Origin of the sequence: Burkholderia sp. KCJ3K979 (assembly GCF_016759955.1) — a bacterium.
GTDB lineage: Bacteria > Pseudomonadota > Gammaproteobacteria > Burkholderiales > Burkholderiaceae > Burkholderia > Burkholderia orbicola.
The window spans coordinates 11,905-28,817 of record NZ_JACFYV010000075.1 but is presented as its reverse complement, the minus strand read 5'-3'; the positions used below and the strand labels follow the sequence as shown (position 1 = coordinate 28,817).

Annotated in this window: 8 protein-coding genes; 4 read left to right on the top strand and 4 right to left on the bottom strand. The window is 60.4% G+C overall.

The window, feature by feature from the left end:
- The 4 genes from H3O04_RS17920 to H3O04_RS17905 form a co-directional block, all read right to left on the bottom strand.
- A partial coding sequence (locus tag H3O04_RS17920; protein WP_202588165.1) for a type I polyketide synthase occupies positions 1-4,801 on the bottom strand: 4,801 nt, incomplete at its 3' end.
- A 3-nt stretch (positions 4,802-4,804) separates the two neighbouring features.
- A complete protein-coding gene (locus tag H3O04_RS17915; RefSeq protein WP_041492054.1) occupies positions 4,805-6,316 on the bottom strand; it encodes an LTA synthase family protein in 1,512 nt (503 codons plus the stop codon).
- 13 nt (positions 6,317-6,329) lie between these two features.
- Positions 6,330-7,115: an SDR family NAD(P)-dependent oxidoreductase gene (locus tag H3O04_RS17910; RefSeq protein ID WP_202588164.1), complete on the bottom strand. Its 786-nt coding sequence runs from the start codon at positions 7,113-7,115 to the stop codon at positions 6,330-6,332.
- Positions 7,108-8,316, bottom strand: a complete 1,209-nt coding sequence (locus H3O04_RS17905; protein ID WP_202588163.1) for a capsule biosynthesis protein — start codon at positions 8,314-8,316, stop codon at positions 7,108-7,110. Before H3O04_RS17905 ends, H3O04_RS17910 begins: the two co-directional genes overlap by 8 nt.
- Before the next feature lie 625 nt (positions 8,317-8,941).
- On the opposite strand from H3O04_RS17905, the gene H3O04_RS17900 reads away from it, so the two are divergent.
- The 4 genes from H3O04_RS17900 to H3O04_RS36675 all read left to right on the top strand — a co-directional run bounded on the left by H3O04_RS17900 (position 8,942) and on the right by H3O04_RS36675 (position 16,739).
- Positions 8,942-10,108, top strand: coding sequence for a capsule polysaccharide export protein (locus tag H3O04_RS17900; protein WP_041491945.1), 1,167 nt, complete (start codon positions 8,942-8,944; stop codon positions 10,106-10,108).
- Between the two features lie 4 nt (positions 10,109-10,112).
- Entirely contained in the window at positions 10,113-10,913 is an 801-nt protein-coding gene (locus H3O04_RS17895; RefSeq protein ID WP_012327959.1) for an ABC transporter permease, read from the top strand.
- Complete coding sequence (locus H3O04_RS17890; protein WP_202588162.1) at positions 10,913-11,581, top strand: ABC transporter ATP-binding protein; 669 nt, start codon at positions 10,913-10,915, stop codon at positions 11,579-11,581. The genes H3O04_RS17895 and H3O04_RS17890 overlap by 1 nt, the downstream gene beginning before the upstream one ends.
- 157 nt (positions 11,582-11,738) lie before the next feature.
- Positions 11,739-16,739 carry a glycosyltransferase gene (locus H3O04_RS36675; protein ID WP_202588161.1) on the top strand — a complete coding sequence of 1,667 codons (5,001 nt, stop codon included), beginning with the start codon at positions 11,739-11,741 and terminating at the stop codon, positions 16,737-16,739.
- Positions 16,740-16,913: the final 174 nt, after the last annotated feature.

Here is a 16,913-nt window from a genome sequence, read left to right as displayed (position 1 = left end):
CCGGTGCGTGCATCACGAGCCATTGTTCGCTGCCGGCGAGCGTATCGAGATCGCTCGCGTCGCTGCCGCATTGCGCGGCCGCGGCGCTCGCCGGATTGCGCGCGATGACGAACGTCGGCGTGCCGTCCAGATCGAGCGACTGCTCGACGTGCCGCACGACGTCGACGAAACCCGCGCGCGCGAGCGTCGCCTCGAGATCCGCCGGCGCCAGCGGCGCAGGCAGGTCGACGCCCGTCGACGCAGGTTGCGCGCCGAACACGATGTCGGAGAAGCGGCCGCGACGCGGCTCGGCCAGCAGCAGCAAGCCGCCTGGCGCCAGCCACGATCGCATCGCGTTCAGTGCATCGGCCGCATCAGGACGGCCGCTCAGCGCGCGGTTCGCGACGATCAGGTCGTACGGCCCGGCTTCGTCGGCAGACAGCGACAACCGTTCGCCCGGCTGCAGCACCACCGTGCGCACCACGGCTTGCGCGTCCGTATCGAACCCGGCGAGCTGGCCCGCCGTCGCGGCGATCGTGTGATCGCAGCGCGCGGCGACGAGATGCATGCCGAGCGTCTGCAGCACGTCGCCGTCCGTCGCGCCCAGTTCGAGCACGCGCAGCCGGCGCGCCGGCTGCCACGCGTCGACCGCCTGCTCGACGCCGGCCGCCAGCAGCGCATGCACGTGCTGCCAGGTCGGCGATGCGGCGAGCAGTTGCTCGACCAGGCTGTGCCCGGTCGGCGACAGCCAGCGTGCGCCGTCCTTCGCGCTGCTCAGCGCGTCGGGCAGCGCCGCGCCGCAATGAGCGAGCAGCGTCAGCTCGGCCACGTGTCCGGGCGATTCGGCCAGCAGCCCGCGCCACAGATCGTCGAGCGGCGGCAGCGCCGCGCACGCCGCGTCGTCGCGTACCAGACGCGCGCCGTCACGCGTGGCAAGACCGTCCTCGACGAGCATGTCGGCCAGGCGTGTAGCCAGCGCCGCCTGCTCCGGTGCGGGCTGCCACGTACCGGCGAATACGCCGAGCGCATCGAACGCGCGCAGCACGTACAGGCTGGCCAGCACGTCGAGCAGCGGCAGGATCTCGGTCAAATGCTGCGTCCGACGGCCGTCGAGCTCCGCGGCGTCGACGCGCGCGACCGCTTGCGCGAGCAGCGCGTCGGGTGCCGGCAACGCGGCCGCGTCGACGTCGTTCGGCAACGGCATCTCTTCGAGGCGGTAGACGAAACGCGAAGGCAGATTCTGCCGGCGGCCGACGAGGTCCACGCGCCGGAACCGGCAGCCGCCGAGCCGCGCGACGATCGCGCCCTGCGCGTCGAGGAATTCGAAATGCGCGACGATCGAATGCGGGCTGCGCCGGTCGACCCGTGCGAGTACGCGGGCGACCGCGTCGCCGCGCAAATAGTCGACCCGGCCGATCTGCACCGGCACGTAGGCCGGATGCTCGCCATCGCGCGCCTGCGCCGCCAGCAGCGCGAACAGCGGATGAAACCCGCTGTCCATCAGCGCCGGATGCAGCAGATACGCGGATAGCGCCCGCGCATCGCCGCACGCGGCCGGCGCGGCGACATCGGCCAACGCGGCGTCCTCGGCCGCGGCGACCCGCACGGTGCGGACCCAGCGGAACGCCGGCCCGTAGTGGAGGCCGATGGCTGCCGTGTTCGCATACAGCGTGTCGCCGTCGGCGGCCGGCAACCCGAGCAGGCGTTCGAGCGTCGCGGCCGGCACGATGCTCGCGGCGCCGAGCGCATTGCCGCTTTCCAGCATCCGCCCCGTCACGTTGAGCGTCCATGCGCCGTCGGACATCCGGTCGCGCGTCTCGATCGTAAACGTCGCGGTGCGCGGCTCGATCACGAGCCGGAACAGCTTCGCCTGCTGCGGCTGGAACACGACCGGCGTGCGGATCTCGACGTTTTCGAGCGCCGCATCCGGCGTATCGAAGAAGGTGCGCGCCGCGGCGAGCGCCATTTCCACGTAGCCGGCCCCCGGGAACGCCACGCCGCCGTCGACGACGTGATCGGCCACCATCGGCAGCTTCGCCGGATCGAGCTGATTTTCCCAGCCGAATGCATGTTCGTGCAGCCGATAGCCGAGCAGCGGATGCTCGCGGCGCCGATTGACGAGACCGTAGCCTTCGACGGTCGGCGTGAGCCAGAAACGGTCGCGCTGCCATGGATACGACGGCAATGCCGCACGCGTTGCGCCCGGCGCGAAGCGGTCGGGATCGACGCTTGCGCCGTGCGCGATCGCCGCGAGAATCGCTTGCCGCAGCGTCGCCGCGCTGCCGTGATCGCGCTTGAGCGTCGGCAGCACCGCGCCGGTCACGCCGGCGCCCGTCAACGCCTGCTTCACGTACGTGCGCAGGATCGAATGCGGCGAGACTTCGATGAACAGCCGGACGCCCTGCTCGATCAGATACGCGATGCCATCACCGAAGCGCACCGGTTCGCGGATATTGCGCCACCAGTAGCGCGCATCGAGTGCGTTGCCCGCGAGCGCGCCGCCGGTCACCGTCGACACGAACCTGCCGTTGCCCGGCTGGGGCCGCAGGCTGGCCAGCTCGGCCAGCACGACCGGCTCGATGCGGTCCATGTGGCTGCTGTGGAACGCATAGTCGAGATCGAGCATCTGGAAGAACTTGCCGCTGCCGCGCAGCGCCGCCTCCAGCGCCTGCAAGCCCTGCAGCTCGCCGGCGAGCGTCACCGCATCAGGGCTGTTGATGCCGGCCACCTCGACCCGGCGCGCAAGCCCATGGCGCGCGATCAGTTCGCGCGCGGCTGCCTCGCCGATGCCGACGGCCGCCATCCGGCCGCTGCCGCGCGTCATCGCCTGGGCGCGGCTGCGGATCTTGATCACGCGCACCGCGTCGGCGAGCGACAGCGCGCCCATCACCCACGCCGCGGCGATTTCACCGACGCTGTGGCCGATCGCCGCGTCGTAACGCATGCCCTGCGCGTCGATCACGCGAATCATGCCGACCTGGATCGCGAACAGCAGCGGTTGCGCGTTCTCGGTCGCGGCGAGCCATTCGGCGCCCGCACCGGCCAGCCATGTCGCGCCGGGGCCGCCGCGCATCACGTCGACCAGCGACGGGCTGCCGTCCGCGCACCACAGCGCGTCGACTTCGTCGAGCGCCGCCCGGAAAACCGCGTTCTCCGCATAGAGTTCGTTGCCCATCCCGACCCACTGGCAACCGTTGCCCGAGAACACGAGCGCGGTACGCAATGCATCGGCCGGCGCCTGGCCGGTCGCCACGCAGGCCGGCAGCCCTTCCTGTGCCGGCTGGGCCAGTGCCGCGAGCGCCGCACGGCCTTCGGCCACGTCGGCCGGCGCGACGATCGCGCGATGTTCGAGCCATTGGCGGCGACGGGCGGCGGCCGCGGCAAGCGCCTGCCAGTCGCCGCCCTTGTCGAGCATGGCCAGATAGCGGTCCGCGAGTGCCGCGAGCGCATTCGCACTACGCGCGGTCAGCGCGAGCGGGGACGGTTGCGCTCGAGTCGGCTCGGGCGCTGCCGTCGACACATCGTGTGCGACCGGCGCCTCGGTCAGCACGACGTGGGCGTTCGTTCCGCCGAAGCCGAACGAGTTGACGCCGACCGTCAGCGGCGCGTCGCCCGCGTCGAGCGGCATGTAGCGATCGACGACGCGCAAACGCCCGCCGTCGAAATCGATCCCGGGATTGGGCGTGACGAAGTGCAGCGAGCGCGGCACCGCGCGATGCTTCAGGCACAGCACGGCCTTCAGCAGGCCGGCCATGCCGGAGGCCGTTTCGAGGTGGCCGATGTTGGTCTTCACCGAACCGATCAGCAGCGGACGATCGGCCGGGCGCTCGCCCGACACGACGTCGATCAGCGCACGTGCCTCGATCGGATCGCCGACCGCCGTGCCGGTGCCGTGCGCCTCGAGATAGGCGAGCGACCGCGGATCGATACCGGCGCGCGCATACACGCTGCGCAGCAGCGACGCCTGCGCGGCCGCGCCCGGCACGCTGATGCCGCCCGGCGAGTGGCCGACCGAGTTCACGCCGGAGCCGGCGATCACTGCGTGGATCGTGTCGCCGTCGGCCAGCGCGCGATCGAGCGGCTTGAGCAGTACGAACGCGCCGCCTTCCGAGCGCACGTAGCCGTCGCCGGTCGCGTCGAATGCACGGCAACGGCCGCGCGGCGACAGCATCGACGCCTTCGAGAAGCTGACGAAGCCGAACGGGTGCAGCAGCAGGTTGACACCGCCCGCGAGCGCCACGTCGGCCTCGCCGGACTGCAGTGCCTTGACGGCCTGATGGAGAGCCACGAGCGACGACGAACAGGCGGTGTCGACCGTCATGCTCGGGCCGTGCAGGTCGAACAGGTAGGACACGCGGTTCGACGCGATGCTCAGCGTATTGCCGGTCGCCGAATACGGATCGATCACGTTCAGATCGTCCATGTTGCGGTTGCCGTAATCCATGCTGGCCGCGCCGACGAAGACGCCGCAGTTGCTGCCGCGCATGTCGGCCGGGCGCACGCCGGCATCCTCGAACGCTTCCCATGCGAGTTCGAGCAGCAGGCGCTGCTGAGGATCCATCTGGGCCGCTTCGCGCGGCGAAATGCCGAAGAACGCGGCGTCGAAGCCGGCGACGTTGTCGAGCACGCCGGCCGCGAACGTGTAGCTCTTGCCCGGTTCGCGTTTGGACGGGTGCTGGTAGAAATCGGTACCGAAGCGGTCGGGGGGAATTTCGGTCACCGCGTCGCGTTCGTCGCGCAGCAGTTGCCAGAAGTCGCCAAGATTGTTCGCGCTCCCGGGAAACCGACAAGCCACCCCAATTATTGCAATCTTACTGTTCATCTTTTATGTCGCTTTCTCGGATGCGTGCGGTTCTTCCGCGCGATGTCCGTCATCTTGTACCACATGCAAAAGTACCGACCCAAGCTCTTCGGCTGCCAAATTCCGGCATTCGGGCGTGTCCGTGCCGTAATTTCGCCAAATGAAGTAGTCACTGGTTTGCGGAGAAACACCCAGCTTATCGAATACGTGAGGCAGAGCGGGAACGTGGTCGCCGTAAAAACAAACGACTGTTTCACGATCGCTGGTGCGCAAATGGTCGAGCAGGCGCCCGATCATTGCGTCTGCATTTTCAATGTGCCGCAGGTAGGCTGTCAGGTCGCGCCAACTGGCATCTTCGCCAAGAGTATGCCTCGAAGACGATTCTCCCGGTAATACCTGCTCAAGGTGCAGTGGGCCGTGGTTTTCCATTGTCATCGCGAAGATGAAGCGTGGCGCGTTCCGGGGTTCGTCCAGCACATCGATGACGGTATCCAGTACGGCCGAATCGGCAATATACGGTCCGGCTCGCGGGGCGGCGACAAAGCTTTCAATATCCAGAAATCTATCGAATCCGAGCAACGGAAAGACCCGATTCCTTCCGAAGAAGTCTGCATAGTACGGATGAATCGCGACAGTCGTGTAACCGCCCCGCCGAAACCAGGCTGCAATCGTTGTACACGCGCGTCGTACGAAAGCGTAAGGGTAGAAACGGGCGTAGCCGAGACGCGCGGACGTCAGTCCGCTCAGCATCGCAAACTCTGTACGCATCGTGTTCGCACCCCAGGCCGGCACGAGCAGTTCACCGTGGCAGATGGATTCCCCGCGCGCAATGTCCAGATTCCGGTAGTTCGCCGAATCGATCGCCGAACCAAGACGCCTCGCGTCGAAATACGATTCGCTCTGGATCACGATCACATCAGGGCCCGCAGTCGGCGCGCCCGATGCGAACGGTCCAGTCCGGGCAACCCCGTCGAATGCGCGCAGCGTCGCGGGACGCAAGCCGTTCAGCAGATACGCAACGAATACTGCAAAAAATCCATGCCGCTGTTGGTCCGCGCCGGCATCCAGCGTAAGCGGCAAGCGTGTCGCCAACCAACAGGTTGCGACCGCAGACACCAGGAGGAGCGCCGTCACCGACCAGAGCGCCCCGTCGAACGGTTGCTCAGCAAAGAAGCCGGTCAACAGCGCCGCGACGCCAATCACGATTCCGATCACCTTGCCGACGCTCAGAAACGGCAGGTACAACCGGGGATGGGCGAACAACTGGCTGAACAGACTCAGATCCGTAAAAACGAATGGCTCGCGCAACGACTCGTACTTTGCATTGTTCACCGTCACCAACAGGCCGACCAGTGCCACTGCAATACAGACGGAAAATACGATGCGTCTTGTCACGATCAGCATCGCACCAGTCAGGAACACAAGTGCAACGACATGCAACATTAGCGCGACGCCGGAACGTTGCCGCACACGCGGCAACGCCAAGACATCCAGCGCAAACGACACGCCAAGCGCAATCAGAAGCGTGAGCAACATGCCAACGCTCAAGCTAGCGCTCCCGTCGAGGTAAGTAGGACAATCCGCCGAGTATCGCGTCACCCAATCGCGCCGGCAGCAGCGTCAACAGGCGCATACCGAGCGCGAGCAATCCCGGAAACGCAATCTCGGCCCGCCGCGCCGCCAGCTTGCGGCGAATATAGCCTGCGGCCTTATCCGCCGACCACATGAACGGCTTGTCCCCCGGGAATACATCGCTCATCGCAGTCTTGACGAAGCCGGGCAACACGATCGCGAGATGTATACCGTCACGCGCCAGCAACGGGCGCACCGAATCGCCGTACGCCTTGAGTGCCGCCTTGCTCGCGCAATACGCAGGCGAAATCGCCATGCCGCGTAGCGCCGCGATCGAACTCACCAAGGCAATCTGGCCGCTGCACCGCGCTCGCATGCGCGCAACCACCGGCAGTACCGCGTGCATCGCCCCATAGAAGTTGGTATCGACGACTGCAGCCATACGATCAAGCTCTTCCCAGTCGCAAGCTGACTCGAGCGTACTGGCAACCCCGGCATTGGCGATCAGCAAATCTATCGAATATGTGTCGTCAAACTGCCAAAGCCATACCTGCATCGCCGCTGCGTCTCGCACGTCGACCGGTGCGGTCACCACCTCAGCGCCAAGCGCTCGGCACGCGTCAGCGCAGGCATCAAGCCGCCGCACGTCCCGACCAACGAGCCCCAACACCACACCAGGCGCGGCGTAGGCAGTCGCGAGTGCGCGTCCGATGCCTGCACTGGCACCGGTGATGACAATGTGACGAGGGGTGGTACTAGTCATGCGATGCCTCAAGCCGTGACACGGCACCGCGAATCGCCCGCTCGATCCCCGTACGGGTATAGAAGTCGCCGTTGATTTGGGTATGGTGAATAACGTAGTCGAGAAATGCTTGGTAAAGCTCACGATCAGGTTCAAATTCAGCTTTCCAAAAATTATCAAGACTGCCTTGCCATGTCAGTCCCTGCATATCGTAGATCGCATGCCCGAGAGCAATTAGCGGCCGCCGATGATGAAGGGCTGACAACCCAACCGTACTGTTCACGACGATTACGCCGCGCGCATACTCGAGCAAGGTCGGCAAGTGCCCCGCGTCGATGAAGGTAACGCGGTCGGCAATTCCTAATTCCTGCGCGAGCAGCAGCACATGGCGCCGATGATCGATTAGCCCCGTATCTAACGGATGATTCTTGACCACCAGACGAACGTTGGAGTCGGCATGAGCAGCGAATGAGCGTAGTACTTGATCGACCGCCGGCCGGGTGCCGCCAAATGGGGAATGCACAACGAGTTGAGCATCCGAATTGAGTTGCAGGGGGAACAAAAAGTAGCCGCCAGTTGCGCGAAGCAGTTGATCCGTTACCCGGCCTGCATCACGCTCGAACCCACGCTGCGCAAGTGCGCGCCAGGCGAGCCCGGCATACTCTACGAACCCGTTATGTGGCCGATGACTGCGATAGTGCGGGAATCGACGTGAAAATAGCGTGTTGGCGCCGCGATAGGCGATATCGTGAAAAGCTCGCTCACGAAGGTTATAGCCGGTCGGTGCGGCAGGCGGACTTGCTGGCGTCTCCTTGCGTCGGTCACGATACCAGCCCGGATCCCGGGGTAACAGGGAGCGTCCATTGACGCCGTGACGCTCCAGCGTCAGCCAGTGCGGCCGCACATAGCCCTCTTCGAAGACATGCACGCGCATGCCCGCCTTCTGTGCTATCGCGTGCGCGGGTACATGAACCTCGCGACAGTCGCCGAACATCAGCACATCGGTGAAATCACCTCCTCCGATTACGTCCGAATACCATGCCGGCAGTTCGCCAAGGCGCCCCTCATAATTTACCGCATGGCGGGCAGCCCCCCCGTATAGAAGATCTCCTCCACAAAAATTAACCTTCTGTACTGCATGGCCGCGCGTGCGCAAAGCCTCGGCCAGCTTGGAAAAAAAAGGGGAGGCCGTACCCTGAAGCGCAAGATATGAGCGACGCATGAAAGAATGTTGCGAGCGGTGCGGACACACAAGAAACCGGGACACTTTCGTCCCTCACAGCATCCACACTATATATATGAACCGGAAGTGGAAATCACACGGGCGCCACCGCTGGCAATTATCGCATTCGACGGTACCAAAAACATTAGCGCGAACAAAATCGTGAGCCGAAACAGAAATGCAGTGACGCGTGTCACGCAACATCGCTATAATACCGCGCCCCCTCGCCACCCATCCCCGCATACCGCCATCGAGCATGGCCAGATCCGACTACACCACCGACCGGCGCGTATACGCCGTCAGATCCGTCCCACGGCAACCGCCTGAATCTGGCCCGCAGAAATTACCACGCCGCCTGCAGGCCTTACCGCTCACATTCGAAAAAATTACACAAATGACATTGTTGAGTCAGGCGCGAAAAACCACACTTAGATAGCGCAAAATTACGGCGCTGGCTATAATCACTCGCCCGAATTTCGGTGTGAACGTCGCCTGCCAGAGGTGCAGCGGCACGAGCGGTGGGTCGCAAAGCAACCCACTACGCATACCTTGCGCTGGTGGCGCATGCCCTTGACGGTGGACGCGAGCGGCGCCCCCGGCATCCCAAGATCCTTGGCAATTGAGTTTGGACAAGACGTTGAAAACGCTATCGGAAAAGTATTCGGCGTCGTCGCTAGGCGGCAACGATAAAGGTGTAGTGGCACGGCTCAAACGAATCAACACGCTGTTTGCAGTTACCGTTCTGGCCCCGACCATCATCGCCACGGTCTACTACGGCCTGATCGCGTCGGACATCTATGTTTCCGAATCTCGGTTTGTTGTCCGCAGCCCGCAGCGCCAAAGCCAGACAAGCCTTCTCAGTTCTCTGCTACAAGGTACTGGTGCGGGCCGCGCGCAAGACGACACATACTCCGTAGTCGACTACATTCGGTCCCGCGACGCACTGCGTGAGCTGAATCGGGATAACTATATTCTCGACGCCTACAGCCAGCACGGCGACGTAGTCAGTCGCTTTTCACGTTATTTCGACGACAGTTTCGAAGCGCTGTGGCGCTACTACGGCAAACGAATCGTCTCCGTCGATCTGGATGCGACGTCGGCAATCACAACCCTACAGGTACGTTCGTATACCGCAAGTGACGCACAAAAGATCAATGAAGACCTGATTGCGATGAGCGAGCGCCTTGTCAACCGCATGAATCAGCGTGCGGCAGCAGATACGGTCAGATTTGCACAACAACAAGTGGACTCTGCAACGACAAAAGCGAAAGACGCGGCCGCAACCGTAGCGGCCTATCGCAATTCTTTTTCCGTATTCGACCCGGAACGCCAGTCCGCTTTGCAGTTGCAGCAAATCACCGGTTTGCAGAATCAATTGCTTACAGCCCAAAACCAACTTATCCAGCTTCAGTCAATCGCTCCGCAGAACCCGCAGATTCCTGTGCTGAAGACGAATATTCAGACACTCGAAAAGCAAATCGCGAATACAACCGTCGGTGTCGCCGGAAGTAAAGATTCCCTTTCCGCAAAGGCCGCCAATTACGCACGCCTGCAACTCGATGCCCAATTTGCCGATCGCCAATTGGATGCGGCAATGACTGCCCTTCAAAACGCACGAGTGGAAGCAAATCGCAAGCAGTTGTATCTTGAACGTCTCGTCGAACCCAACAGGCCCGATGTAGCGATCGAACCTAAACGTATCCGCGGCATTGTTACTGTGTTTGTGCTTGGCATTGTAGCCTGGGCCTCGCTCAGCCTGCTGATTGCCAGCGTGCGCGAACATCAGCACTGACGTCATGTCGTCTCCTCAGCCATATCCTTCGCTGCTTACCTCGCTCAAAATCCAGATGCGAGTAGTGTTCGCGCTAACCATGCGTGAAATCATTACGCGCTACGGTCGTCACAATATTGGTTTCGCATGGTTGTTTGCAGAACCAATGTTGTTCACGGTCGGTATCGCGGCACTTTGGAACCTGCTACACGAAACGGGACAGGGACACGAGATTAACGTGACGGCCTTTGCGGTCACAAGCTACTCCACGGTTCTGGTCTGGCGCAACACAATTGGCCGATGCACGCTGGCTGTCGAGCCTAATGCAGCCTTGCTGTTCCATCGCAATGTTCGCGTTATCGACCTATTTTTTGCGCGCATCACACTTGAGATTGTCGGTACAACGCTATCGATGCTGGTGCTGACCAGCACACTGATCGCGATAGGAATAATCGACCCGCCCGCCGATGTCTTGAACATGGCAGCCGGCTGGGTGTTGTTATGCTGGTATTCGGCCGCGCTTGGCCTGCTGATCGGGGGACTGTGCGAATACAGCGAACTTGTCGAAAGACTCTGGCACCCGATTTCCTACTTCCAGCTTCCTGTATCCGGCGCCTTCGTTATGGCGAGTTGGCTCCCCCCCAACCTGCGTGACATCGCAATGTTGTTTCCTGCGCCGAACTGCGTGGAATTATTTCGCTACGGATACTTCGGCTCGCAGATTACGCCATACTACGACGTTCCCTATACGATCATGGTCTGTGCTTTCCTCACGTGGATCGGACTTGCGGTTGTGAGAGACGTGTCGACGAGAGTGGAACACTGATGTTAAATCTTCAAGACGTGTCGAAACACTACAGCACACGTAACGGCAGACGGTTAATTCTCGACCATATCAATCTCACAATCGAACCGTCCGAACGCATCGGCATTCTGGGGCGCAATGGCGCGGGCAAATCGACACTGGTTCGCCTGATCAGTGGCTCCGAATTACCGACTTCGGGTACTATCAAGCGAGCAATGAGCGTATCTTGGCCGCTCGCCTTTTCAGGCGGATTTCAAGGAAGCCTGACAGGTCTCGACAATCTGCGATTCGCCTGTCGAGTCTACGGCGCATCCTACGAGGCCGCCCTACCTTTCGTAGAAGACTTCACCGAACTGGGAACGTATCTGCGAGAGCCGGTGAAGAAATATTCGAGCGGCATGCTTGCACGGCTTGCGTTCGCGATGTCAATGGCGATCGAATTCGACTGCTTTCTGATCGATGAGGTTATCGCAGTCGGTGACGCAAGTTTTCGCGACAAATGCCATCGGGAACTATTTGAAAAACGCCGCGATCGAGCGATGATTATGGTGTCGCACGATCCTCATATTATCCGTGAACACTGCACGCGCGCATGTGTACTTGAGAAAGGGGTGCTGCGTGAGTTCCTGGATGTAGACTCAGCATTTGATTTCTATCACGAAATCACGGGTCAACCTATTCACTCGTAAGTTTGGCCCACTTTCTTTCGTCGAACACGTGCCGCATCGTCAATGCACTCGACCCGACAACGGGTAGGCTAACATTTCACTTGTCGCCGTTGTGCGTTAGACAGCGCCCTGAGCAACACTATCGCAAATCCGATCACGCACGCATTGGAGCCCTACCGTGATTTTCAAGAAGCGCAAAACTGACGCCACCACAGAATCGGATCAGGCGTCGCAAGCCGACAACATCAACGTAGTGACAGATGACGCTACTACCGAAGGGTTTCAATCATCCTCGGCAATGATCCGCGAGAACGATCCAGCTGTTGACGAGCTCGTACGCGACCTGATCGAGGATGCGAAGCGGCGTGTGCACACGGGCGCCATCAAGGAACTGTGTGAAGAATATTTGAAGCATGAGAGCTATCGGATTGCGCGGCGAATTCTCGATCTCGCGAAAAACGCATTTCCTAATGACGCGAGCGTGCATGAACTCTTGGCACGCGCGTGTCACTTCCTTGGTGATCACCTCGCAGAAGCAGACGCTTGGCATCACGCCGCTAAATTGACGAATCGGGTCGAATTCAAGGTCTGCGAAGCGCACGCTCGGCTGCGTATCAGCGATTTCGCAACAGCCGAGACGATTCTTCAGGCAGTCTCCGGTGACGGCATCACTCGCTTCGATGTCGCCGCTGGCCTTGCGGAATGCGCATACCAGCGCCACGATCTAATGCGCGCTTTCGAGTACTGGACGCGTGCGGCGGAACTCGATCCGGAAGATTTGAATGCCTCACTGCAGCGAACCAATGTCCTGATCGAAATGGGAGACTTGCGTACAGCCGAGGCCATTATCGACGACGCGCAGGAAAGGTGGCCGGGCTCGGCGCTCGTTGCGGAAACGAAGGCACGCGTCCTGAAAAGCCGTGCCGATTATCCCGCAGCGCTCGAGTTCAGCCAGATCGCTGTCGTTATGGACTCGTCACCCAATCTGCATTTGACCCATGCAAGTGTCTTGCTGGCACTCGGTCGCGCAGATGACGCATGTCAAACGCTACGACAAGCACTCGCAAGGCAGCCTCGAGATACGAGTGTGCTTGCCATGCTCGCTGAATGCGAAGAGGCCGCTGGTCGCCGTTCGATAGCATTGGCAACCTGGCGCGGCTTGCTGCACTTTCAACCAGATTTTGTTCGAGCGCACATTGAGACGGCCAGGTTGGAAAACGTCGGGCGTTCTGCACAGGATTACCGCGACGCGTTGCTGAAGATTGCCGGACGCTATCCGCTGGCAGCAGAGCCTCTTGTAGCAGTGGCCGATATTGCACGCGACGCTCGTCAACAAACAGAAGTCGCGTCGCTTTGGAACCGAATCCTGACTATCGCACCTGGTCGCAAAGAATTCTGGCTACGGTGTGCGGCAGCCCTGCGCGAGTGCAACAAACTCGACGACGCAGAAAGAATGGTGTGGGATGCACTCGAACGTTTCCCAGAGGATCGTGATCTTCTGGAAGATGCGCTCGACCTAAGTACTGGCTTGGAACATCAGGCCCGAGCGGTAGAAGCCGGTAGGCGTCTGACCTCGCTGCTGCGCCGCACCCGTAGCGACGAGCCGGGATCCCCCGATATGGCCAATCCCCTGTTCAACGCATACACTCGCCTGACTTGGCTGCATTTCAACGTTGGGGATTTCAAGAATTCCCGAGCGATATGTGAAGAAATCGCGGAAATCTGGCCGAATTGCGCGTTCTATCTTGAACTGCGCGCGATGATGTCGATCCGGGAGCGTAACTGGCAGGATGCGCTCGACTCCGCACGTACCTACAACTACCTGTTCCCGCACTATCCGCGTGGCATTGAACTCGAGTACGAAGCATTGCTTGGCGCTCGAGAATTCAATGCTGCGGCAGAGCTACTCACTCGCGAAGACCTCGCGATGCGTTTTCCGGAATGGACCAGCCGATTCGCAGCCTGGCGCGACGCGGTTCGCTCCATTCGCCCTCCTGAACAGCCTACTGATACTCGTCTTGTCCTCGACGTCACGAGCCTCGCCACCGTTGTCGCGGCATCTGCCGCACCTGGCGGGATCGAGCGCACGATCGTCGAAGTCGTACTGGAATTGTTCGAAAGCTGGAAGGGCAACCTTGCACTCGTGAACTGGAAAACGATCGCCGTCGAAGTCGACCAGGCGGATTTCGCGTCGGCTATCTTCCCATCGAGCTTCGGCGAAGCATCACAGCAAAAAATCAATCCGTTCGTCCAACGTACGCTCACGAATGGAGAGAAAGCGTTCGAATCGAGCCCGCACGACATCGTCGTCATTCTCGGCTCGGCTTGGCACTACGATGCAAATAACGCGATTCTCAACGAATATAAGCGAGCTGGATCGCGTGTCGCAATATACATTCACGATCTGTTGCAGTTGTACTATCCAACGCTCGTCAGCGAAAAATGGGCAGCCATTTTCCGCTACTGGATCGGACCTGCGCTCGACCAGGCTGATCTGGTGATGGTCAACTCGAACCACTCCGGACGAGAAATTCAGCAGTTTTGCGCCGAAACCGGCCGCCAGCCGATCGAAGCCATCAAGGTCGAACTCGGTGACGATTATCGTTGCCTGCCCCGGAAACAACGTGTCGACGAGGCAAAAGTCGCGTCCGTTCTTCGCCTCTCGAAAAGTGCCGGGTACGTCATGTTCGTGTCAGCACTTGGCAAACGCAAGAATCATGGGTTCCTCGTCCGTGCGTGGGACAGACTGCGCAAGATGAGCGGTGAGGATTGTCCGACGCTCGTGTTCGTCGGCTCGCCAGGCGACGGTATGACTGCAATCGAGGCAGAACTTCGCGCAACGCAATACGCCGGTGGCAAGGTTGTCCTATTGCACAACGTCGATGATGCGAGTCTGGACAAGCTCTACGAGAATTGCTTGTTCACCGTGTTTCCGAGTCTGTGCGAAGGCTGGGGGTTACCGATTGCTGAAGCCTTGTCTCACGGGAAAGTTTGCCTCGCATCGGCGACGACATCCATGCCGGAAGTCGGCGGCGACTGCGCGGACTATTTCGAGCCGACCGACGAAGACGCATTCATTGCCCTGGCAACCCAATATGTCTACGATCATCCAAAGCGCACGGAGCGCGAAGCGTACGTCCGGGAGCACTACCAACGTCGCAAATGGAGCGCCACAACAGAGCATATCGTCTCCCTAGTCGATACGCGCCTGCTCGCATCGGGCGGCAAGCCGGTCCTGCCAATTCCGAGAACAACGCAAATTGCAGGCGTCATTCAGGTATGCGCGAGCTACGGAAAGCAATGCGGTATCGCTAGCTACGCATCTCACGTCGCAGCCGCAATGCGAGGACAAGGTAGGGATACCGTGATCGTCCGCGGGGTGGACGAATGTGAACCGTATCTGGCGACGGGTCGCTATGGCTATATATTCGTGCAGCATGAATACGGATTGTATGATTCCTTCAATCCAACTCTTGCCGGCCCAGATACGACTGGAGAATTGATCGAGCAACTCGAAGACTACGCAGAGCGTTACCCGAACGTGAGCTCAGCTGTCGTGATGCACACGATCGACATGAACAAGCCCGATCTACGTGAACGCAGTCAAATGCTGTTTAACTCTACGATTCCTGTCGTTACTCTGAGCAGTGCCGCTGCACGCAATACCCGTGCAATATTCGTTGAGCACGGCATTCATGTGACGTCACCGATCGCTTCAGTTGAAGCCCCGGCACGTGCTGAAGGAAATGCTCTAACCGTATCGTCCTTCGGCTTCCTGTCCCCTCATAAGCGCATCGATCGGATTCTCCAGGCGTGCGTCGAGTCGAATAGTCGTCTTGTCGCCAACTTCGCATGTGATTCCGCTGAGCGGGCACAGCGAGCTCGAGAACTGGTTGCAAGCATGGGCGTTGCTGGCAAGGTCACTTTTGGCTTCCAAACCGACGAGGAAATTCTCGCAACGTTGCGCTCGGGCGATGTCGTGTATTTCCCGCAAGGTCCGATTTCTTATTGGGCGACTACCGGCTCCGCTCGTGTGGCAATGACGGCCGATCGGCCAGTCGTTACCTCCCCGGAAGATCAGTTCGAGGACATGGCCGCCGGCGTTATTTTTGCGACCGATGCTGATTTGCCGACCGTTCTTCGCAGATTGTCGAACCCAACCTACTACGCACAAGTTCTGGGCCGGTTAAGGGTGTTTCGTGATGAAAACACGATCGATGCGGTCTATCGCGACGCGTTGGCTATGTTGAACTCCGAAAATCGTGCCGCGCGCATTCCGAGTGCCCGATCCGCAATCATCGTCTCGGATCTACTCGCGCTCCCAGCACGCACTGCAGTAAAGACCCTCTATACGTCTCAATTCGATCGACAACCCACATCGAACGAATTCGAATCGTTCGAAGCTACCGAAGGTGGCTCCGTTGACACTCGACTGGCAGCGATTTTTGGTGCTGCTCGCAATGCTCTGATGCAGGGACGCCCGATAGATCTGGCCGTTGATTCATGTCATGCAGATTTGCTCGCAAGTTCCGAGCTCTCCGCTATAGACGGCAACCGACTCGTCAGTGCACTTTCGCTATTGTTACTCGACCAAACTGACTTCATCGACACGGCCATGCTGGCCATCGCCAAGCGTCGTCCGTCCGATTTCGAACGCGCGGAACTGGATGCTATGCCCGTCGACGATGTCGCTGCACGAATGTCCGTTCTGCGCGCAATCGTACGCATTGCAAATAAGGCCCGCGCGACACGCAGCGCGGTCGGTGACTTGCAGGCTCACCTGTACCTCCAGGCACCGGTTCCCGGTCAAATTCAGCATTCGCGACGCCGTTATCATCTATCGGAATTGTGTGTGTATCCTGCTATCTACCGTGCGATCGCTGTTTATCGCAAGCTCTTCAAGCGCGATCCGTCACTAGAGGAGCATCTTGCGTTATCGTCGGTCGACTCATACGAGGCTATCGACAGAGTTTGTCAATTGGCGGCCACCACCGATGCAGTTCATGTGATCGACAACATCCCCGATCGCGCCGGCTGGTTAACGACAATGCAACGCGTACAGTCGGTGCTCGAGGAAATTAGCGATACACAGGCTGACGAGATGACCGGTGAGAATCTCTGTTCGCTCGAGAAGCGACGGTTGTCGCGTGCGTTCCCCAGCTTTGTGCTGCTCACCTGAAACCTCATCGTGCGCGCGAATCTATCGCGCGCACGATGTTCGTCACGATCGATTCAATCCAAGGCGCGAAAGATCCTCCACGTCCGGAAGACAATATCCTCGCGAACCGGCGCATGTTGTGCCGTTTTGCTACCACCGGTGTCTACCGCAGGACACGAATTGCGATCACACCGC